The organism is Polyangiaceae bacterium (assembly GCA_015075635.1).
In the GTDB taxonomy this organism is placed as follows: Bacteria; Myxococcota_A; Polyangia; order Polyangiales; family Polyangiaceae; genus JADJKB01.
In genome coordinates, this window is sequence record JABTUA010000005.1 from 1 (window position 1) to 20586 (window position 20586).

General features: G+C 68.1%; 16 protein-coding genes. 11 read left to right on the forward strand and 5 right to left on the reverse strand.

The features are described 5' to 3' along the window. From HS104_42405 to HS104_42425, 5 genes are all read left to right on the forward strand, one after another. Positions 1-416 (forward strand): RHS repeat-associated core domain-containing protein (locus HS104_42405; GenBank protein MBE7486615.1); only part of this gene is annotated, 416 nt, incomplete at its 5' end. Positions 417-716: 300 nt separating this feature from the next. Continuing rightward, the gene (locus tag HS104_42410) at positions 717-1664 is read left to right on the forward strand and encodes an RHS domain-containing protein (protein ID MBE7486616.1); all 948 of its coding nucleotides are present in this window, start codon (positions 717-719) and stop codon (positions 1662-1664) included. Between the two features lie 738 nt (positions 1665-2402). Further along, positions 2403-3344, forward strand: a complete 942-nt coding sequence (locus HS104_42415) for an RHS domain-containing protein (GenBank protein ID MBE7486617.1) — start codon at positions 2403-2405, stop codon at positions 3342-3344. 25 nt (positions 3345-3369) lie between these two features. After that, a complete protein-coding gene (locus HS104_42420; GenBank protein MBE7486618.1) occupies positions 3370-3894 on the forward strand; it encodes a hypothetical protein in 525 nt (174 codons plus the stop codon). Between the two features lie 300 nt (positions 3895-4194). Continuing rightward, positions 4195-5793, forward strand: coding sequence for an RHS domain-containing protein (locus tag HS104_42425; GenBank protein MBE7486619.1), 1599 nt, complete (start codon positions 4195-4197; stop codon positions 5791-5793). Between the two features lie 505 nt (positions 5794-6298). Here the strand turns inward: HS104_42425 and HS104_42430 are convergent. Then, positions 6299-6640 carry a helix-turn-helix transcriptional regulator gene (locus tag HS104_42430; GenBank protein ID MBE7486620.1) on the reverse strand — a complete coding sequence of 114 codons (342 nt, stop codon included), beginning with the start codon at positions 6638-6640 and terminating at the stop codon, positions 6299-6301. A 193-nt stretch (positions 6641-6833) separates the two neighbouring features. On the opposite strand from HS104_42430, the gene HS104_42435 reads away from it, so the two are divergent. Both HS104_42435 and xerC (HS104_42440) read left to right on the forward strand, forming a co-directional pair. After that, positions 6834-9863, forward strand: coding sequence for a toprim domain-containing protein (locus HS104_42435; GenBank protein MBE7486621.1), 3030 nt, complete (start codon positions 6834-6836; stop codon positions 9861-9863). Then, the gene (xerC, locus tag HS104_42440; GenBank protein MBE7486622.1) at positions 9847-10875 is read left to right on the forward strand and encodes a site-specific tyrosine recombinase XerC; all 1029 of its coding nucleotides are present in this window, start codon (positions 9847-9849) and stop codon (positions 10873-10875) included. Before HS104_42435 ends, xerC (HS104_42440) begins: the two co-directional genes overlap by 17 nt. Before the next feature lie 354 nt (positions 10876-11229). Here xerC (HS104_42440) and HS104_42445 read toward each other — a convergent pair whose 3' ends face one another. Further along, a complete protein-coding gene (locus HS104_42445; GenBank protein MBE7486623.1) occupies positions 11230-12075 on the reverse strand; it encodes a hypothetical protein in 846 nt (281 codons plus the stop codon). A 73-nt stretch (positions 12076-12148) separates the two neighbouring features. Between HS104_42445 and HS104_42450 the strand changes: the two genes are divergently transcribed. After that, a complete protein-coding gene (locus HS104_42450; GenBank protein ID MBE7486624.1) occupies positions 12149-12739 on the forward strand; it encodes a hypothetical protein in 591 nt (196 codons plus the stop codon). A 180-nt stretch (positions 12740-12919) separates the two neighbouring features. Here the strand turns inward: HS104_42450 and HS104_42455 are convergent, their stop codons facing one another. Further along, entirely contained in the window at positions 12920-13165 is a 246-nt protein-coding gene (locus HS104_42455) for a hypothetical protein (GenBank protein MBE7486625.1), read from the reverse strand. Between the two features lie 101 nt (positions 13166-13266). Next, positions 13267-13608 carry a helix-turn-helix transcriptional regulator gene (locus HS104_42460; protein MBE7486626.1) on the reverse strand — a complete coding sequence of 114 codons (342 nt, stop codon included), beginning with the start codon at positions 13606-13608 and terminating at the stop codon, positions 13267-13269. A 193-nt stretch (positions 13609-13801) separates the two neighbouring features. Between HS104_42460 and HS104_42465 the strand changes: the two genes are divergently transcribed. Both HS104_42465 and xerC (HS104_42470) read left to right on the forward strand, forming a co-directional pair. Then, positions 13802-16843, forward strand: coding sequence for a toprim domain-containing protein (locus HS104_42465; GenBank protein MBE7486627.1), 3042 nt, complete (start codon positions 13802-13804; stop codon positions 16841-16843). Continuing rightward, positions 16827-17867, forward strand: coding sequence for a site-specific tyrosine recombinase XerC (gene xerC, locus HS104_42470; GenBank protein ID MBE7486628.1), 1041 nt, complete (start codon positions 16827-16829; stop codon positions 17865-17867). The genes HS104_42465 and xerC (HS104_42470) overlap by 17 nt, the downstream gene beginning before the upstream one ends. A 348-nt stretch (positions 17868-18215) precedes the next feature. Here xerC (HS104_42470) and HS104_42475 read toward each other — a convergent pair whose 3' ends face one another. Continuing rightward, positions 18216-19133 carry a hypothetical protein gene (locus HS104_42475; protein ID MBE7486629.1) on the reverse strand — a complete coding sequence of 306 codons (918 nt, stop codon included), beginning with the start codon at positions 19131-19133 and terminating at the stop codon, positions 18216-18218. Positions 19134-19135: 2 nt separating this feature from the next. On the opposite strand from HS104_42475, the gene HS104_42480 reads away from it, so the two are divergent. Next, positions 19136-19774, forward strand: a complete 639-nt coding sequence (locus tag HS104_42480) for a hypothetical protein (protein MBE7486630.1) — start codon at positions 19136-19138, stop codon at positions 19772-19774. Positions 19775-20586 lie beyond the last annotated feature (812 nt).

Here is a 20586-nt window from a genome sequence, read left to right on the forward strand (position 1 = left end):
TCGCGGGAACGGCGGATTTTCTGCCGTTTGGCTTCGCGGGAGGGATGCTCGATTCGGAGACGGGGCTGACGCGATTTGGTGCGAGGGACTACGACGCGAGTGTGGGGAGGTGGACGGGGAAGGATCCCACCATCTTCCACGGAGATGGCGCCAGCCTCTACGAATATGCGACGGGCGACCCCGTCAATCGACGCGACCTCGCGGGGACAGACAGCACCGCCTGCAAGGCTGCCGTGACGGCCTCATGCTGGGCCGGATGTCAGAAGAAAGGGAAGACCTGGGTTATCAAGAGTCTGTGCAGTGCGCTCTGCGGAGCCATTGCTCGGTGGTCCTTCTGCGAGGACAAGGAGCCGGGAGACTTCCCCGCTCCGACCTGCGATTCGGCGTCTGCGTGCTGTGAGGCCCCGACACAATGAAAGGCGGCCAGCACCCCTCGCCCGGCCAACGCAAGCCCGCGCCGGCGAGCGGCGCGTGGTCGGCTGCTCGCCGGACGGGTGGCACGATTCTCGTCGGTCTGTCGGCGATGAGCGCGACACTAGGGCTTGCGATCGGGGTCGTGCTGACCGTCGTGAAATGGATTGGGTTGGCGTTGAAGCGTCAACCCGCCCAACGGACTGGTGTCGAGCGCCTGAACGAACCGCAGCCGGACGCTCCCAAGCGCCGAGGCCAACCTGCCGACTCTCGTACTCCTCGACGAGTCACCCGGAATCCGTTCGATGACTGACGCAAGGCCTCCCGGCCAAGGGAGACTCGCTGCAGCGACGCCGTTAGGCTCGGCACGACGCGCCCCCTCCGCCCGCGCGCAGCGCCGGCCGTGGAGCTTCCGGCCTCACCGGTCTTGCATCGCCGCTCGCCGCTGCTTCCTCTCCACGACACCGGCGCGAGCACGGGCTTGGAGGGGGCAGGCGGCGCGCAGCGGCGCGAAGCGCCGCGAGCAACGACCGGGGGAGGCAGGAAGACAGTACCTGGTCGACGGCCAGGACCGCCGCGTGGGCAAGAAGAAGAACGGCGTGCTCGAGCGGGCGTGGCTCTTCCGGAATCAGCTCAACCCGGTGGCGGAGCTCGATGGGAGCGGCGCGCTCGTCGCGAGGTTTGTCTACGGCTCGAAGAGCAACGTGCCGGAGTACGTGGTGCGCGGGGGCGTGACGTACCGGGTGCTGAGCGACCACCTCGGTTCGCCGAGGGCGGTTGTCGATGTCGCGACGGGGGCCGTAGCTTGGCGTGCGGACTTCGACGCTTGGGGCAATCGCACGCTGATCGCGGGAATGGCGGATTTCCTGCCGTTTGGCTTCGCGGGAGGGATGCTGGACCCGGAGACGGGGCTCACCCGGTTTGGGGCTCGTGACTATGACCCGGTGGTGGGGAGGTGGACGAGCAAGGATCCGGTGAGGTTCCGCGGAGGTGACTTGTCATTGTTCGCGTACGCCGGTGGAGACCCCGTGAACCGTCGAGACCCGACGGGACTGAATCCGAATTGCGACGACTGCCAGAAGGTCGTTCGAACGGTCTGTGAACAAGCGTGCATCTACCTCTTTCCCGCGTGTCTGGCTGGCTTCTGCGCCAACTACTACAAGTGCCTGGGCCTTTGCATGAAGGCACAGAAGCCGATTTGCTCTGACGTGTGCGATTCCGACTCCAACGCATGCGGTGGCGAGGCGGGGTAATGACGCAGCTTGCTCTGCTGGTTGCAGTCGGAGTCGTTCAGGCGTGGCTCGTGATGATCACCTTGGCCACGATGCTGAGCGCACTGGTTCTTCCGGAGGCCGGCGATGGGAGTATCCCGAAGCGAATCGCCGTTGCGTTGCTGGTCGGACTGAGCGCGGTTGCTGTACTCTTCGTGGCCATCAGGTTCTGGAGCATCCCGCGCCTTGTCTTGGTAGTCGTTGGGGGCGCATCCGTCTTCGTGATTGGCGGGCTTTCAGCTGCGCGAGTTGGATGGAACCTCGCAGCGCGCGCGAGCAGGCGGAGGGGGGCGAAGGCCATTGCGCTGACGGGAGTCTGCTCGTGCGCCGCGACCGCAGCCGGTGCACAGGTTTGGCTCCCGTCCCTCTTGCTCGTTCCCCTTGTCCTCGGGACAGCACTCGCCGCATTCCTTTTGCTGGCAGAACGCAAATCGACTGCGGCGTCCGCCGGGACCGTCGCGCTGGTCGTTGGGGTCGTCATGCAAAGCACCGTGGCCGGCTCCGCCGATGCGCCTTGGCTCGCAGCACGCCTTGCTTCATCTGCAGCGTTACTGGCAGTGACGGTCCGGGCTGGGTGGAGCGGTATTCGCGCACCGAACAACCTGACATGGGGCAGGGACAGCTGATGACTCCTGACGGGTCAGCCCGACGACCGCCAACGCTTGCAAGCGCCGGGCGTAGCCGTGACGTTTTTCCCCCGCCCGGGTTCCAGTCGCACTTGTGCTCTCAGCCTCGGATCGGCCCGCCCCCTCCGCCCGCGCGCAGCGCCGGCCGTGGAGCTTCCGACATCTCCGGTCTTGGATCGCCGCTCGCCGCAGCTTCCTCTCCACGACGCCGGCGCGAGCACGGGCTTGGAGGGGGCAGGCGGCGCGCAGCGGCGCGAAGCGCCGCGAGCAACGACCGGGGGAGGCAGGAGGACAGTACCTGGTCGACGGCCAGGACCGCCGCGTCGGCAAGAAGAAGAACGGCGTGCTCGAGAAGGCGTGGCTCTTCAGGAACCAGCTCAACCCTGTGGCGGAGCTGGATGGGGCCGGGAACCTGATGGCGAGGTTTGTCTACGGCTCGAGGAGCAACGTGCCGGAGTACGTGGTGCGCGGCGGCGTCACGTATCGGATCCTGAGTGATCACCTGGGTTCGCCGCGGGCGCTGGTCGATGTCGCCACCGGAACGGTCGCGTGGCGCGCGGACTTCGATGCGTGGGGCAATCGCGCGCTGATCGCGGGAGCGGCGGATTTTCTGCCGTTTGGCTTCGCGGGAGGGATGCTCGATGCGGAGACGGGGCTGACGAGGTTTGGGGCCCGCGATTATGACCCCGTGGTGGGGAGGTGGACGAGCAAGGATCCAATTGCGTTCGCGGCCCGCGACAAGAACTTCTACCGGTACTCGGACGGAGATCCGATCAACCGGAGAGACGCTTCGGGCACGGGAAAGAAGGAAGACTGCGAGGACGAGTGCACTGAGAAGCTGGAGCCGACACTCAACAAGTGTGTCGATGCATGCTGGGACGAGCACTTCCAGAAACTCCCCATATGCAACCAGTCTGGATCGGCGCCCGACCAGCAGGGCGCTTGGCAGGACTACCAGAAGTGTGTCGGCGATTGTCAGAATAAATTCACGGACGCTTGGTCCCAGTGCCATGATAGTTGTATCGGCAGCCCGTAGGGCGGCACCGGAAGCCCTTGCTGCAATGGTGCTTCTGTTGATCGCGTGGCTCTGGCGGTCGGAGATGACCAGTCAGCGGCACCGTGACGCATCGGTCGAGGGGAAGCCCAGAGAGATGGTGCTTGCTGATCCGTTGACGCATCCGGAGGTCAACGCCCGTGAACCGAGCGGAGGGCGCGACGCTGCCGGCACGCTCGAACCCGCCACGGCGGACAGCGCATGCAAACCGTCGTGGGAGGTGACTGCCGCTCGCCCGTGTTCGGCGTCAGAAGCGCACGACTGGATTGCTGGTATCGCCGGGATGGGGGCCTGTGTGGCGCTCGCAGACGTACGGCGCTGGTCTTCGGATGGACTGGAGATTGAGGTCTCGGTGCCGGAGGCGAACCAGGCAATAGAGGTTCGGTATGAGACGCCCTCGGCCGGAGCGGCTTCGTTCGCGAGGTGCCTCAGGACGATGCTGCGGCATGAGGAACGCTCCGCGGTGCGCGGCTGCCGCATTTCGGTGCACGTCTTCGCTCCTGCGTGCAATCGCCCGGCGCAAGATCGCTGACCATGGTCGCCCCAGCGGGCTCTCGGCCATCCTGCCGTTTGGCGCCGAGTCAGCCCTCGCGCCTCCGCCCTCACCAAGAGCCGCCCCCTCCATCCGCGCGCAGCGCCGGCGCCGCGGTCCTTCCACCTCACCGGCTCTGCATCGGCGCGACAGTCCGTTCCGACTTGCGGACGCCGGCGCGAGCACGGATAAGGAGGGGGCAGGCGGCGCGCAGCGGCGCGCAGCGCCGCGAGCAACGACCGGGGGAGGCAACAAAGCAACGTGGATAGGCAGCTGACGCAAACGACGAGACCGGATGGGTTGCTCGTTGGCAGGATCTACGACGCGGCCGGCAAGCTCGACCTGCTGACGACGCCGACCGGCAACGTGGACTACGACTACTTCGGGCTGACGCCCTGCCCGGGCTGCGCACCTGGCCGCCTGCAACGCATCACCGATCCGAGCGGTGTAGTCCTCGACCACAGCTACGACGGCCTGCTCCTGAAGAGCCTCACCTGGTCCGGCGCAGTCGCCGGCAGCGTCGCATTCGGCCACGACGCGAGCTTCCGGATCACCAGCGAGACGGTCACTGTGGGCGCAACGACGTCGCCGGTCGCTTTCGGCTACGACAACGACGACATCCTGATCTGCGCCTCGCCGAGCACCTGCTCCCCCGCGGGCACGGACGCGCTGAAGATCACGCTGAATGCGGGCAATGGTCTCGTCACGGGGAGCACCCACGGCCTGGTGACCGACACGTTGACGTACAACGCGTTCGGGGAGCTCGCGAGCACCACCGGCAAGGTGGGGGCGAGCACGGTGTTCAGCGAGGTGGTGGATACGGCCGCCAACCCCCGAGACGCGCTCGGACGCATCGTGCAGCGGGTCGAGACCAACGGCGGGGCGGCGGTCACGTGGCGCTATACCTATGACCTGCGCGGGCGCCTGGTGGACGTGCAAAAGGACGGCGCGCTCTTCGAGCACTACGACTACGACCCGAATGGGAACCGGACGCTGTTGACCACGCCGGCGGGGACGACCGCGGGGGTGTACGACGCGCAGGACCGACTGCTGAGCTACGGCAGCACGACGTACACGTACACCGCGAACGGGGAGCTGCGGACGAAGACGGACTCCACCGGCACGACGACGTACACCTACGACGTGCGCGGAAACCTGGTGCAGGTGGACCTGCCGAGCGGCGACGTGATCCAGTACCTGGTGGACGGCCAGGACCGCCGCGTGGGCAAGAACAAGAACGGCGTCCTCGAGCGGGCCTGGCTCTACCGCAACCAGCTCAACCCGGTCGCGGAGCTCGATGGGAGCGGGGCGCTCGTCGCGAGGTTTGTCTACGGCTCGAAGAGCAACGTGCCCGAGTACATGGTCCGCGGTGGCGTGACGTACCGGGTGCTCTCGGATCACCTTGGCTCGCCGAGGGCGCTCGTCGACGTGGTGACTGGGGCGGTGGCGTGGCGCGCGGACTTCGATGCTTGGGGCAACCGGACCCTGATCGCGGGAACGGCGGATTTTCTGCCGTTTGGCTTCGCGGGAGGGATGCTCGATTCGGAGACGGGGCTGACGCGATTTGGTGCGAGGGACTACGACGCGAGTGTGGGGAGGTGGGCGAGCAAGGATCCGATCACGTTCCGCGCACGCTCGACGAATCTGTACGAGTACTCGTTTGGCGATCCCGTCAATTGGTTCGATCACACAGGGTTGAAGCCGATTCCCGACAAGGACTGCTACGAGAAGTGCGTCGCGGACCTGTGGCCCGAACTCCTCAAGTGCATCGCCAACAACTGCGGAAACGTTCCCCCCGGACCGGAGCGCGAGAAGTGCGCCAACGAGAATTGCGGTGGGGTTCTGAAGGACATCGAGGCGTACTGCACAGAGAAGTGCGACATCATTTGCTCGGGGTGAGCGGCGTAGAATGGGTCACTTTCACATCGTCATGATGGCGCGAGTGGCCGCCGCGTCGAGTGGTCTGCTCACACTCGCCTCGGCATGCACCGAGACCCGTGTGCCGGCGCCGTCGGAGTTGGACGCGGCAGTGCGTGGTGCCGATGGGCCACTGTTGGCCGACCCTTTGGCTACGGCAAGCGATACGGTCGAGGCGAGGGCGCCTGCTCCGGGTCCATCCGGGTCTTCGGGCGACCAGTCGGGACTCGATCCGAACCCGGTCACTCGGCTAAAGGAAGATCTCAAGCGCAGGCATCGCCTCGGGCAGCTCGACGCCTCGGAGAAGCAAAAACTTCGAGAGCTGTGTCGGACGCTCGGCGATGTGTCTTGCAGCTAGGTCGGGCTTTGCGGGCGTTTCACGAACCCGTCCAACGTCGGCGTTGAGCTGCGGCGGCGCGTATCAGTGACGCACCTCGGTGACGAGAGCCGAGCAGGCCGCCGTCAGCTCCAACGCTCTGTTGGACGGTCACCCCGCGCGCTTCTCGAGCTTCTGGCGAGCGAGCAGGGCGTCGATCATGCGGACGATGGTCTTGCGGTCGGCGTCGGGGAGCTTCTCGACCTCGCGGAGCTTGCGCCAGAGGCGGGTGTGGCGGGGGTGGACGGGCTCACGCTCGCGCTCGTTGCCGAGCAACACGTTGACGCTAACGCCGAGGATTTCGGCGAGCTTGGGCAGCAAGTGTCCCGGGGGCCTGCCGCTCTCGCGCTCGTAGTAGGTGACGACGCGCTGGGAGATGCCGAGCAGCTCGCCGAGCTCGGTCTGGGTGTAGCCGCGGGCCTTGCGGAGGCGGGCTAGCCGGTCCCCGAACATCTCTTCACCGTTGGCGGAGCGAGCGGCTTTCGAGCGAGCGGAGGCGGAGCTCTTGCGGGCCATCGTGCGTGTGAGCGCATTGTAGGGGCACCTCCGGAAATCGCTTGGCACAGGTACACGAAAATCGTATATCCGTCAACACGGCTGGAATTGCGAAGATGGTGCTTGACAGCATTTTTCTTCGGGAGGCGCGATGGCCCGGATCCCCGACGACGAGATCGAGCAGCTAAAGACGCGGGTTTCGCTGGAGCGGCTGGCGGCGGCGCGGGGCGTGAAGCTCGAGCGGCACGGCAAGGATCTGCTCGGGCGCTGCCCGTTTCACGACGACCGAGAGCCGAGCCTGGTGATCACGCCGGATAAGAACCTCTGGCACTGCCTGGGGGAGTGTCAGACGGGCGGGAGCGTGATCGACTGGGTGATCAAGGCGGAGGGGGTGTCGTTTCGGCATGCGGTGGAGCTGTTGCGGGCCGACCTTCCTTCTTTAGCTGCGACCCGGGCGACGCCGGCGGGCTCGCCGCCGAAGCGGTCGACGGTGACGAAGCTCGAGGCGCCGTTCGAGCGGAGCGCCGACGACGCGGCGCTGCTCGGGCGAGTGGCGGAGTACTACCACGCGACGCTGAAGCAGAGCCCGGAGGCGCTGGAGTACCTGGCGCGGCGCGGGCTCCGGCACCCGGAGCTGGTGGAGCGCTTCCGCCTGGGCCACGCGAACCGCACGCTGGGCTACCGGCTGCCAGCGCGCAATCGCGACGCTGGCGCCGAGCTGCGGGGGCGGCTGATCGAGCTCGGGGTGTACCGGCAGAGCGGGCACGAGCACCTGAACGGCTCGCTGGTGGTGCCGATTTTCGACGAGAGTGGTCAGGTCGTGGGGATGTACGGGCGGAAGATCCGCGATGATCTCCGCGAAGGGACGCCGCTGCACCTGTACCTGCCCGGGCCGCACCGGGGCGTCTGGAACTGGGAGGCGCTCACGGCAAGCCGGGAGCTCATCGTGTGCGAGTCGCTGATCGACGCGATGACGTTTTGGTGCGCTGGGTACCGGAACGTCACGGCCTGCTACGGCATCGAGGGCTTCACGGACGACCACCGGGAGGCCTTCAGGCGCCACGGCGTCGAGCGGGTCTTCATCGCCTTCGATCGCGACGAGGCCGGGGAGCGCGGGGCGGACAAGCTCGCGGCGGAGCTGATCGCCGGCGGAGTCGAGGCGTGGCGGGTGGTGTTTCCGAAGGGGATGGACGCGAACGAGTTTTCGCTGAAGGTCGGCCCGGCGGAGAAGAGCCTGGGGCTGGTGCTGCGCAACGCCGAGTGGCTCGGCAAGGGGAAGGCGCCGGAGCGGAGGGCGGCCATCGGGGAAGCGCTCGAGGCGCTGGCGGAGGAGCTGTCCACTGCGCCCGCGTCAGAGTGCGAACCCTCTTTAGCCGCCGATCCCGCATCGCCAGCCGAGGCGCGCCCGAGCAGCGACGAGCTGGTGGTGAGCTTCGGCGATCGGCGCTGGCGTGTGCGAGGGCTGTCGAAGAACGCGACGCCCGGCGTCTTGCGGGTCAACGTGCTGGTCTCGCGCGAGGGCGCGGGCTTCCACGTCGACACGCTGGAGCTGTACTCGGCGCGGCAGCGGGGCGCGTACCTGCGCCAGGCCGCCGAAGAGCTCGCGGTCGAGGAACGCGTGGTCAAGCGCGATCTCGGCGAGCTGCTGCTCCGACTGGAAGCGCAGCAGGAAGAAGCGGCGCGCTCGACGAAGGAAGTTCCGGCGGTCGAGATCAGCGAAGCGGATCGCGCGGCGGCGCTCGGGCTGCTCTCCGATCCGCGCCTGGTCGAGCGGATCGTGGAAGACCTCGGGAAGTGCGGGGTGGTGGGCGAGGAGACGAACAAGCTCGTCGGCTACCTGGCGGCAACGAGCCGTAAGCTGGTGAGGCCGCTGGCGGTGGTGATCCAGAGCGCGAGCGCGGCGGGCAAGAGCTCGCTGATGGAGGCGGTGCTCCGGTTGATGCCGGACGAGGAGCGCGTGGCGTACTCGGCGATGACGGGTCAGAGCCTGTTCTACATGGGCGAGATGGATCTGGCGCACAAGATCCTGGCCATCGCGGAGGAGGAGGGAGCGGAGCGTGCGAGCTACGCGTTGAAGCTCTTGCAGAGCGAGGGGGAGCTGACGATCGCGAGCACGGGGAAAGATCCGGCGACCGGAAGGCTGGTGACGCAGGAGTACCACGTGGAAGGGCCGGTGATGATCTTCCTCACGACGACGGCGGTGGACGTGGACGAGGAGCTGCTCAACCGCTGCGTGGTGCTGAGCGTGGACGAGGGGCGCGAGCAGACGCGGGCGATCCACGAGCGGCAGCGCGAGGAGCAGACGCTCGAGGGACTCCTGCGGCGGCAGGAGCGAAGCCGACTGATCGAGCTGCACCAGAACGCGCAGCGGCTGCTGCGTCCTCTCTCCGTCGTGAACCCCTTCGCGCGGGAGCTGACCTTCCTGGACCACCAGACGCGGACGCGGCGGGACCACATGAAGTACCTCGGGCTGATCAACGCGATCGCGCTGCTCCACCAGCACCAGCGGCCGGTGAGGACGGCGGAGCGCGGGGGCGAGCGGGTCTCGTACATCGAGGTGACGGAGGGCGACATCCGCCTCGCGAACCGTCTCTGCCACGAGGTGCTCGGCAAGACTCTGGACGAGCTTCCGCCGGGCGCGCGGCGGCTGCTCGAAGAGCTCGAGCGCATGGTGACCGAGGGCTGCGAGCGCTTCGGCGTGGACCGCGCCGATTTTCGCTTCAGCCGGCGCGAGGTGCGCGAGCGAACGGGGCTCAGCAACACGCAGCTCAAGGTGCACCTCGGGCGCCTGGTCGAGATGGAGTTTCTGGCGGTGCACCGCGGCCGGCAGGGCCAGGGCTTCGTGTACGAGCTCGTGTACGCGGGCGAGGGCCGCGACGGTGAGGCGTTCCTGCCGGGGCTCCTCGACCTGGGCGCGCCCGGTACGACCGAGACTTCACGGGGGTCGGAGGGCGACTTCGCGGGGGTCGGTCGGCGCCCGGTCGGCCCCCGGTCGGCGGGCGGTCGGGGTGACGAGAGCGCATCGAACGCCCAGCAAAACAGCCCGAATCGCGCTCTCGAGGTCGTAACGAGCAGGAAGTCACGTCTGCGGACCGCGAACAACACTGCGGTCGTACCGGCAGTTTCCTCCTTAGCCGCCACCGCTGGGGCGCGAAGTGCGCGCGATGCCGCGGCGGGGTGAGCGGAAGCGCCGCCCGCCGGCGAGCGCGGCCGACCCGAACGGGCTCTGGATCTGGGCGCGGCGCTACGTGGACGCGCTGCGCGTCCGGAACTTCTCTGAGCGCACCATCGAGAGCCGCGAGGGCTACCTCGCGCTCTTCATCGAGTGGGCGGAGGCGCGGAGCATCACGCGGCCGGTGGAGATCACCAAGCCGATCCTGGAGCGCTACCAGCGGCACCTGTTTCACCTGCGAAAGCCCGACGGCAAGCCGCTGTCGTTTCGAGCGCAGTCGGCGCGGCTCGTGGCGCTCAGGGCTTACTTCCGCTGGCTCGCGCGCCAGAACGTGATCCTCTCGAACCCCGCGAGCGATCTGGACATGCCGCGGCTGGGCAAGCGTCTGCCGCGGCACGTGCTCGACGAAGGAGAGATCGAGCAGGTGCTCGGGCTGCCGGACACGAGCGACGCCTTCGGTATCCGTGACCGAGCGATGATGGAGACGCTCTGGTCGACGGGGATGCGCCGGAGCGAGCTCATCCGGCTGAGCGTCTACGACATCGACGTCGAGCGGGGCACGGTGCTCGTGCGCGGCAAGGGCGATCGCGAGCGCATGGTGCCCATCGGCGAGCGAGCGCTGGCGTGGATCGAGAAGTACCTGGGTGAGGCGCGGTCGGCGCTGCTGGTACCGCCCGACCAGGGGGTGCTCTTCATCACGCGCTTCGGCGAGGCCTTCGAGCCCGATCCGCTGACGCACCTGATCCGGAGCTACATCGACCGGGCGGAGCTCGGAAAGAGCGGGTCTTGCCACCTCTTCCGGCACGCGATGGCGACGGCGATGCTGGAGCACGGCGCCGACATCCGGCACATCCAGGAGATGCTGGGCCACGCCGAGCTCGGGACGACCGAGATCTACACCCACGTCTCGATCCGGAAGCTCAAGGCCGTGCACACCGAGACGCACCCGGGAGCGCGGCTCGCGCGTGCCAAGCCGGAGCGCGACGACAGCGGCAGCGGTGGCGGCGAGGATGCAGCGTGAGCGAGCGTCCCCGTGCGGCTGGCCCGGCACTGAGCGGCGACGGCGAGGTGCGCCAGCACGGCGCGGCAGACGTCGCGGCGCGGCGCGGAGCGCGCACACGCTTGCCGGCGCGTGCCGCTCCGCCCGCCGCCCGCGCGTCGCTCGCTCGGCTCCGCGCATAAGGCGCCTTATGCGCGTCGCCGCCGTCACGGGGCTTGCAGCGCCGAGCTCGTCGATGCGGCTCGCTGGCAAGCCCCGTGCCGGCGGTGCCCTCGCTCGCTAAACATAATCCAGGGGGATTATGTTTCCGCGCGGGCGGCGGGCTCCGCTCCTCTCTGTACGGCGCGGCGCGTGCCCGCTGTGCCGCGCGGAGACTCACTCCGCGAACAGCTCGTCGGTGGTCGAGACGGTCGCGGCCTTGCGCACCCACTTGTCGAGCTGCTCGAGATCCGTGCAGTCGAGGATGCGCTGGCGCTGGTCGTCGCTGACGACGAGGCCGCGGGCGTCGAGGAAGGAGAGAATCGACTCGGCGCGGCCGGTGGCTCGCCCGCGGGCGTCGTGTTTGCGGGCAAACTCGCTCTGGAACTCGTGTCCTCGCGTATCCATCAGCTCCTCCAGGGCGGCTCGCACGGCTTGACCGAGCGAGGCGCGGATCCAGTCCGAGTATAGCAGCGCCCGCTCGTCGGGCAGATCCAGCGCCGCCAGCATCGCCGCGAACGCCACGCGGGCGTCGTCGGCGTGCGCCAGGGCCGAGAGCACCGCGAGCTCGGGGGCGCGCCTCGCCTCGTCGAGCTCGACGACGCTGGGGATCGAGCTCGGCCCGAGCACCAGCGGCCGCAGGCTGGCCCCGGGCCCGAGCACGATGGGTGCCACGGCCCAGGTCGCGACGTCGTCGCTCGGGGCGACCACGAGCACGCACGCCTCGCACTCGAGCCGAGCCCGGAGCCCGGCCACGTACACGGGCCAGGTGAAGCGCTTGCGCTGCTTCGCTTCGAGCTGCACCTCGAGCACGATGCCGAGCACGGGCCGCTCGTCCTCGAGCAGCAGCACGAGATCGGCGTGGTACTCCGCCGGCGCGATCTGCGTCAGATCCGCGGACTCGAGTCGCACGGAAGTGTAGGCCGGCAGCTCGAGGCCGAGGGCGCTGCGCAAGAGCATGGGCGCCAACTCCGGGAAGTTGCGAAACAGCTCGACCAGCGCTTCGTGCGAGAACGACGGCACGGGCCGAAGGTAGCATCGGGACGCGGGGATTTCTCCTTTAGCCGCCTCTCCCGAACCCAGCTACAATCCGAGAATGCTGGAGCGCGACGGGAGGGTGATCGACGGCGAGCTCAGCCCGCGCGCGCGCCGGCGCGTGGGCGAAAACACGCGTCCGGGGTTTCGACTTCGCGCGCCCCGAGCGTGTCTGGGTGCGCGGCGCAGAAGTGCGCGAACGCATCGGGGGAAATCGCTGCGCAGTACGACGCTCGCGTCCAACGTCAGCTTCGGTGCGAGAGACTACGACCCGACGGTGGGGAGGTGGACCGCCCAGGATCCATTGAGGAGAACTGGTGGACACTGGGTTGAGTCGTATCGAAGTGGCGCCTACTCGTATGCGGACGGTGACCCGATCAACCTGTTCGACTTCGACGGGCGCAAGGTCTCGCAGAAGTGCATGGACAATTGCACTCCTCACTGCGTGGACATCCAGCACGACTGCGTGAAGAAGGAGAAAGAGAAGTGCAAGAAGCAGAAGCAGAAACCAGACTGGTGTTCGGGAGGAAGTGACACTGAAGACGATTGCGACAAGATCGCCTACGACCTCTGCAAGGAGGGCCATTTGGGCTGCATCAAGAACTGTGAGGAGAAGTGTGAGAAGGGCGACTGGGCGTCAGCCGGCCCTTAGACGGCTCGCACCATGGGTTCTGTCGTGCAGAAGCGGACCATGGCCTGGTTCGTCGCCGGACTGGTCAGCGTAGCGGCAATGGCGGCCCTGGGGACTCGTCGTTGGCTTGGCCCCAAGGTTATTTGTCCCAAGGTGGCGGAGAGCAGCACGGCAGAAGTGCCTGCCCCCGGCAGCCCCGAGTCACGAGCGGTTGGCGTCGCGATCCACGATCTCCGTGAAGTTGATGCCGGACCGGGCGGGTTCTTCCTTGTTGTCGATGAGCCGTACTTGGATGGTCCGCTCAATGCGACCGTCAAGGTCCAGTCCGTCCAACCGACCGCCTTCGGTTGGACCGCTCGCGTTGCAGTGGCGGCTGAAGGCGACAAGGACGACACATTCATCTCTGTCCGGGAGGGGTCTCGGATTGCGGTAGTAGTCGATGGGCACGTTCGCCGTCTGATAGTTGAGTTCGTGAACTCGGCTGGCGTTGTCTTTCGCCGAGAACCGGCCGAGCCGGGGTCTCCCTAGTCCTGGTGTGACCCGCTCTCTCACCCCGCGCGCTTCTCGAGCTTCTGGCGAGCGAGCAGGGCGTCGATCATGCGGACGATGGTCTTGCGGTCGGCGTCGGGGAGCTTCTCGACCTCGCGGAGCTTGCGCCAGAGGCGGGTGTGGCGGGGGTGGACGGGCTCACGCTCGCGCTCGTTGCCGAGCAACACGTTGACGCTAACGCCGAGGATTTCGGCGAGCTTGGGCAGCAGGTGTCCCGGGGGCCTGCCGCTCTCGCGCTCGTAGTAGGTGACGACGCGCTGGGAGATGCCGAGCAGCTCGCCGAGCTCGGTCTGGGTGTAGCCGCGGGCCTTGCGGAGGCGGGCTAGCCGGTCCCCGAACATCTCTTCACCGTTGGCGGAGCGAGCGGCTTTCGAGCGAGCGGAGGCGGAGCTCTTGCGGGCCATCGTGCGTGTGAGCGCATTGTAGGGGCACCTCCGGAAATCGCTTGGCACAGGTACACGAAAATCGTATATCCGTCAACACGGCTGGAATTGCGAAGATGGTGCTTGACAGCTTTTTGCTGCGGGAGGCGCGATGGCCCGGATCCCCGACGACGAGATCGAGCAGCTAAAGACGCGGGTTTCGCTGGAGCGGCTGGCGGCGGCGCGGGGCGTGAAGCTCGAGCGGCACGGCAAGGACTTGCTCGGGCGGTGCCCGTTTCACGACGACCGCGAGCCGAGCCTGGTGATCACGCCCGACAAGAACCTCTGGCATTGCCTGGGGGAGTGCCAGACGGGCGGGAGCGTGATCGACTGGGTGATCAAGGCGGAGGGGGTTTCGTTTCGGCACGCGGTGGAGCTGCTGCGCGCCGACCTTCCCTCTTTAGCTGCGACCCGGGCGACACCGACGGGCTCACCCCCGAAGCGGTCGACGGTCGCGAAGCTCGAGGCGCCCTTCGAGCGAAGCGCGGACGACGCGGTCTTGCTCGGACGGGTGGCGGAGTACTACCACGAGACGCTGAAGCAGAGCCCGGAGGCGCTCGAGTACCTGGCCCGGCGCGGGCTCCGGCACCCGGAGCTGGTGGAGCGCTTCCGCCTGGGCCACGCGAACCGCACGCTGGGCTACCGGCTGCCGGCTCGCAATCGCGACGCTGGCGCCGAGATGCGCGGGCGGCTGATCGCGCTCGGGGTGTATCGCGAGAGCGGGCACGAGCACCTGAACGGCTCGCTGGTGGTGCCGATCTTCGACGAAAGCGGCCAGGTCGTGGAGATGTACGGCCGCAAGATCCGCGATGACCTCCGCGAGGGCACGCCGCTGCACCTGTACCTGCCCGGGCCGCACCGGGGCGTCTGGAACTGGGAAGCGCTGAAGGCGAGCCGGGAGCTCATCGTGTGCGAGTCGCTGCTCGACGCGATGACGTTTTGGTGCGCGGGTTACCGGAACGTCACGGCGTGCTACGGCATCGAGGGCTTCACGGACGACCACCGGGAGGCCTTCGTGCGCCATGGCATCGAGCGGGTCTTCATCGCCTTCGATCGCGACGAGGCGGGGGAACGCGGGGCGGAGAAGCTCGCGGCGGAGCTGATCGCGGGCGGCGTCGAGGCGTGGCGGGTGGTGTTTCCGAAGGGCATGGACGCGAACGAGTACGCCCTGAAGCTCGGCCCGGCCGAGAAGAGTCTCGGGCTCGTGCTGCGGAACGCCGAGTGGCTGGGCAAGGGCAAAGCGCCGGAGCGGAGGCCGGCCATCGGGGAGGCGCTCGAGGCGCCGGTGGTTGAGCTGTCCGCTGCGCCCGCGCCAGAGTGCGAGCCCAGCGCCCTTCCCTCTTTAGCCGCTGATCCCAGGTTGCCGCCCGAGGCGCGACCGAGCAGCGACGAGCTGGTGGTCAGCTTCGGCGATCGACGCTGGCGGGTGCGCGGGCTCTCGAAGAACGCGACACCCGGGGTGTTGCGCGTCAACGTGCTGGTCTCGCGCGAGGGGGCGGGCTTTCACGTCGACACGCTGGAGCTGTACTCGGCGCGGCAGCGGGGCGCGTACCTGCGGCAGGCCGCCGAGGAGCTCGGGGTCGAGGAGCGTGTGGTCAAGCGCGATCTCGGCGAGCTCCTGCTCCGGCTGGAAGCGCAGCAGGAAGAAGCGGCGCGCTCGACGAAGGAGGTCCCGGCGGTCGAGATCAGCGAAGCGGAGCGCACGGCGGCGCTCGCGCTGCTCTCCGATCCGCGCCTGGTCGAGAGGATCGTCGAAGACCTCGGGAAGTGCGGGGTGGTCGGCGAAGACACGAACAAGCTCGTCGGCTACCTGGCGGCGACGAGCCGCAAGCTGGCGCAGCCGCTCGCGGTGGTGATCCAGAGCGCGAGCGCGGCGGGCAAGAGCTCGCTGATGGAAGCGATTCTGAGGCTGATGCCGGACGAGGAGCGCGTCGCGTACTCGGCGATGACGGGCCAGAGCCTGTTCTACATGGGCGAGATGCACCTGGCGCACAAGATCCTGTCCATCGCGGAGGAGGAGGGAGCGGAGCGCGCGAGCTACGCGCTGAAGCTGCTCCAGAGCGAGGGGGAGCTCACGATCGCGAGCACCGGGAAGGATCCGACGACGGGGCGGCTGGTGACGCAGGAATACCACGTGGAAGGGCCGGTGATGATCTTCCTCACGACGACGGCGGTCGACGTGGACGAGGAGCTGCTCAACCGCTGCGTGGTGCTCTCGGTGGACGAGGGGCGGGAGCAGACGCGGGCGATCCACGAGCGACAGCGAGAGGAGCAGACGCTCGAGGGGCTGCTCCGGCGGCAGGAGCGAAGCCGCCTGATCGAGCTTCACCAGAACGCGCAGCGCCTGCTTCGTCCGCTCTCCGTCGTGAATCCTTTCGCCCGCGAGCTCACCTTCCTCGATCACCAGACCCGCACGCGCCGGGATCACATGAAGTACCTGGCGCTGATCAGCGCGATCACGCTGCTCCACCAGCACCAGCGGCCGGTGAAGACCGCCGAGCGGGGTGGCGAGCGCGTCTCGTACATCGAGGCGACGCGGGACGACATCCGCATCGCGAACCGCCTCTGTCACGAGGTGCTCGGGAAAACGCTCGACGAGCTTCCGCCCGGGACGCGGAGTCTGCTCGAGGAGCTCGAGCGGATGGTGACCGAGGGCTGCGATCGCTTCGGTGTGGACCGCGCCGACTTCCGCTTCAGCCGGCGCGAGGTGCGCGAGCGGACCGGGCTCAGCAACACGCAGCTCAAGGTGCACCTCGGGCGCCTGGTCGAGATGGAGTTCCTGGCCGTGCACCGCGGCCGGCAGGGCCAGGGCTTCGTGTACGAGCTCGCGTACGCGGGCGAGGGGCGCGACGGCGAGGCGTTTCTGCCGGGTCTCCTCGATCTGGACGCGCTCGGTACGACGGCAACTTCACGGGGGTCGGAGGACGACTTCACGGGGGTCGGTCGGCCCCCGGTCGGTACCCGGCCGGGGGTCAGTCGGGGTGACGAGAGCGCATCGAACGCCCAGCAAAACAGCTCGAATCGCGATCTCGAGCTCGTCACGAGCAGGAAGTCACGTCTGCGGACCGCGAACAACGCCGCGGTCGTACCGGCAGTTTCCTCCTTAGCCGCCGCTGCCGTGGCGCGAGGTGCGCGCGATGCCGCGGCGGGGTGAGCGGCGGCGCCGGCCGCCGGCGAGCGCAGCCGATCCGAACGGGCTCTGGATCTGGGCGCGGCGCCACGTGGACGCGCTGCGCGTGCGGAACTTCTCCGAGCGCACCATCGAGAATCGCGAGGGCTACCTCGCGCTCTTCATCGAGTGGGCGGAGGCGCGCAGCATCACGCGGCCGGTGGAGATCACCAAGCCGATCCTGGAGCGCTACCAGCGGCACCTGTTTCACCTGCGAAAGCCCGACGGCAAGCCGCTGTCGTTTAGGGCGCAGTCGGCGCGGCTGGTGGCGCTCAGGACGTACTTCCGCTGGCTCGCGCGCCAGAACGTGATCCTCTCGAACCCCGCGAGCGATCTGGACATGCCGCGGCTCGGCAAGCGCCTGCCGCGGCACGTGCTCGGCGAAGCCGAGATCGAGCAGGTGCTCGGGCTGCCGGACACGAGCGACGCCTTCGGCATCCGTGACCGAGCGATGATGGAGACGCTCTGGTCGACGGGGATGCGCCGGAGCGAGCTCATCCGGCTGAGCGTCTACGACATCGACGTCGAGCGGGGCACGGTGCTCGTGCGCGGCAAGGGCGATCGCGAGCGCATGGTGCCCATCGGCGAGCGAGCGCTGGCGTGGATCGAGAAGTACCTGGGTGAGGCGCGGCCGGCGCTGCTGGTACCGCCCGACCAGGGGGTGCTCTTCATCACGCGCTTCGGCGAGGCCTTCGAGCCCGATCCGCTGACGCACCTGATCCGGAGCTACATCGACCGGGCGGAGCTCGGAAAGAGCGGCTCGTGCCACCTCTTCCGCCACGCGATGGCGACGGCGATGCTCGAGCACGGCGCCGACATCCGGCACATCCAGGAGATGCTCGGCCACGCCGAGCTCGGGACGACCGAGATCTACACCCACGTTTCGATCCGGAAGCTCAAGGCGGTGCACACGGAGACGCACCCGGGAGCGCGGCTCGCGCGCGCCAAGCCGGAACGCGACGGCAGCAGCGGCAGCAGCGGCAGCGGCGGCGGCGAAGACGCAGCGTGAGCGCACACTGCGCGGCTGGTCCGGCACTGAGCGGCGACGGCGATGGGCGCCAGCGCGGCGCGGCAGCCGTCGCGGTGCGGCGCGGAGCGCGCCCACGCTTGTCGTCGCGTGCCGCTCCGCCCGCCGCCCGCGCGTCGCTCGCTCGGCTCCGCGCATAAGCCGGCTTATGCGCGTCGCCGCCGTCACGGGGCTTGCAGCGCCGAGCTCGTCGAGGCGGCTCGCTGGCAAGCCCCGCGCCGGCGGTGCCCTCGCTCGCTAAACATAATCCAGGGGGATTATGTTTCCGCGCGGGCGGCGGGCTCCGCTCCTCGGTGTGCGGCGCGGCGCGAGCACGCTGCGCGGAGGAGCTCACTCCACGAACAGCTCGTCGGTGCTCGAGACGGTCGCGGCCCTGCGCACCCACTTGTCGAGCTGCTCGAGATCCGTGCAGCCGAGGATGCGCTGGCGCTGGTCATCGCTGACGACGAGGCCACGAGCATCGAGGAAGGAGAGAATCGACTCGGCGCGACCGGTGGCTCGCCCGCGGGCGTCGTGCTTGCGGGCAAACTCGCTCTGAAACTCGTGTCCTCGCGTTTCCATCAGCTCCTCCAGGGCGGCTCGCACGGCTTGGCCGAGCGAGGCGCGGATCCAGTCCGAGTATAGCAGCGCCCGCTCGTCGGGCAGATCCAGTGCTGCCAGCATTGCCGCGAACGCCACGCGGGCGTCGTCGGAGTGCGCCAGCGCCGAAAGCACCGCGAGCTCGGGCGCGCGCCTCGCCTCGTCGAGCTCGACCACGCTCGGAATGGAGCTGGGCCCGAGCACCAGCGGCCGCAGGCTGGCTCCGGGACCGAGCACGATGGGCGCCACGGCCCAGGTCGCGACGTCGTCGCTCGGGGCGACCACGAGCACGCACGCCTCGCACTTGAGCCGTGCGCGCAGCCCCGCCACGTACACGGGCCAGGTGAAGCGTTTCCGCTGCTTCGCCTCGAGCTGCACCTCGAGCACGATGCCGAGCACGGGCCGCTCGTCCTCGAGCAAGAGGACGAGATCGGCGTGGTACTCCGCGGGCGCGATCTGCGTGAGGTCCGCCGACTCGAGCCGCACCGAGGTGTATGCCGGCAGCTCGAGGCCGAGCGCGCTGCGTAGCAGCATCGGAGCCAGCTCCGGGAAGTTGCGAAACAGCTCGACCAGCGCTTCGTGCGAGAACGACGGCACGAGGGCGACGGTAGCACCGGCAGGGCCGGTTTTCTCCTTTAGCCGCCCCTCGCGAACGCGGCTACAATCCAAGAATGCTCGAACTCGGCGGGAGGGTGGTCGGCAACGAGGCCAGCGCTCGCGCGCGCCGGCGCGCGGCCGAAAACACGTGTCCCGGGTTTCGACTTCCTGCGGCGCGATCACGTCTGGGTGCGCGGCGCGCAAGCGCCCGAACGCATCGGGGAAAATCGCTGCGCGGTACGACGCTCGCGTCCAACGTCAGCTTTGGTGCGAGGGACTATGACCCCACGGTGGGGAGGTGGACCTCAAAGGACCCAGGTAGGTTCAGCGGCGGGCACAACCTGTTCTCCTACGCGCGCAACGACCCGGCAAACTTCGGCGATGCGAGGGGGAAGAACCCCTTCGCTGTTGGCGCGGCGGTTTTCATTTGGCACGGGCTTTGTTCCCGCACTGCATACAACCAAGCCTCGGCATCATTTCCGGACCCCAAGGACGACGGGAAGAAGCACTGCCTCGCGAGCTGCCTGATAACGCGATGCACGCTTAATCCAATGTTCGCGAATGCGCTGGGACTCGGGTACGAGGCGTTTGGTGACTTCTCGGACGATTGGGCTGAAGACCTCGTTGACAACTACTCGGGAACGCTGCTGGCACTTGACATCACACAGACGTGCCGAGACGCGTGTGATCACGACGCATGCACCACGAAATGAACCGTGCCCAGAGAAAACAACGCCTCACCACTCTGGGCCTGGTGGGTGCTCTAACACTCACGACTGCGGCTGCCGGGCTGCTGTATGCGAGGAACATCGCGCGTCGAGCATGTGCTCCGATCAGTTGGAACTACGTCGAGTTCGCGCGTGGAACCCGAGCACCGATGGAACTGAGAGTCGTTCGAATACGCGGGGCGGAGTACTACGTCTGGCTCGCATCGTCATCTCCCGATGCGATAATGATCCGCGCCGGCTCCGGGCCCCCCGTGTACGTTTTCGACACCGAAGGTACATTGGTTGGGTGGTCGCCGACCACGGGCGACGGAGAATACGACGTGTTCCTCGGCGAAGCCTGGAGCGTCGGCGAACGGTTGACTGCCGACGATGTTCGTCGCCGAATTGGCACTCGTCCCAGAACGGCACCTTGAAGTTGCAGGCTGAGTTGACGTCGCATGAAGTTCCAAACAGACGCCGTACTCCGCGAAGAGCCATCCGAGGCGTCCCTGACGAGCGACCCGCCGCGCGACGGTGGTCGCAAGCAGGCCGCTGAGCACGGGCAGCGCGACGACGGGGGCCCGTGGCAGTGGCCGCGCCTCGGCCTCCGGGTACGGGTCGCGGCCACGGTCTCGGAACGACGCGCCCCCTCCGCCCGCGCGCAGCGCCGGCCGTGGAGCTTCCGGCCTCACCGGTCCTGCATCGCCGCTCGCCGCTGCTTCCTTTCCACGACACTGGCGCGAGCACGGGCTTGGAGGGGGCAGGCGGCGCGCCGCGGCGCGCCGCGCCGCGACCCACGACCGGGGGAGGCAGGAAGA

Excerpts from the sequence above, each read along its gene's own strand:
- HS104_42410 (MBE7486616.1), top strand. The coding sequence starts at position 717 with ATGACTGACGCAAGGCCTCCCGGCCAAGGGAGACTCGCTGCAGCGACG.
- HS104_42420 (MBE7486618.1), top strand. The coding sequence starts at position 3,370 with ATGGTGCTTCTGTTGATCGCGTGGCTCTGGCGGTCGGAGATGACCAGT.
- HS104_42430 (MBE7486620.1), bottom strand. The coding sequence starts at position 6,640 with ATGTTCGGGGACCGGCTAGCCCGCCTCCGCAAGGCCCGCGGCTACACC.
- HS104_42435 (MBE7486621.1), top strand. The coding sequence starts at position 6,834 with ATGGCCCGGATCCCCGACGACGAGATCGAGCAGCTAAAGACGCGGGTT.
- xerC (MBE7486622.1), top strand. The coding sequence starts at position 9,847 with ATGCCGCGGCGGGGTGAGCGGAAGCGCCGCCCGCCGGCGAGCGCGGCC.
- HS104_42450 (MBE7486624.1), top strand. The coding sequence starts at position 12,149 with ATGCTGGAGCGCGACGGGAGGGTGATCGACGGCGAGCTCAGCCCGCGC.
- HS104_42460 (MBE7486626.1), bottom strand. The coding sequence starts at position 13,608 with ATGTTCGGGGACCGGCTAGCCCGCCTCCGCAAGGCCCGCGGCTACACC.
- HS104_42465 (MBE7486627.1), top strand. The coding sequence starts at position 13,802 with ATGGCCCGGATCCCCGACGACGAGATCGAGCAGCTAAAGACGCGGGTT.
- xerC (MBE7486628.1), top strand. The coding sequence starts at position 16,827 with ATGCCGCGGCGGGGTGAGCGGCGGCGCCGGCCGCCGGCGAGCGCAGCC.
- HS104_42480 (MBE7486630.1), top strand. The coding sequence starts at position 19,136 with ATGCTCGAACTCGGCGGGAGGGTGGTCGGCAACGAGGCCAGCGCTCGC.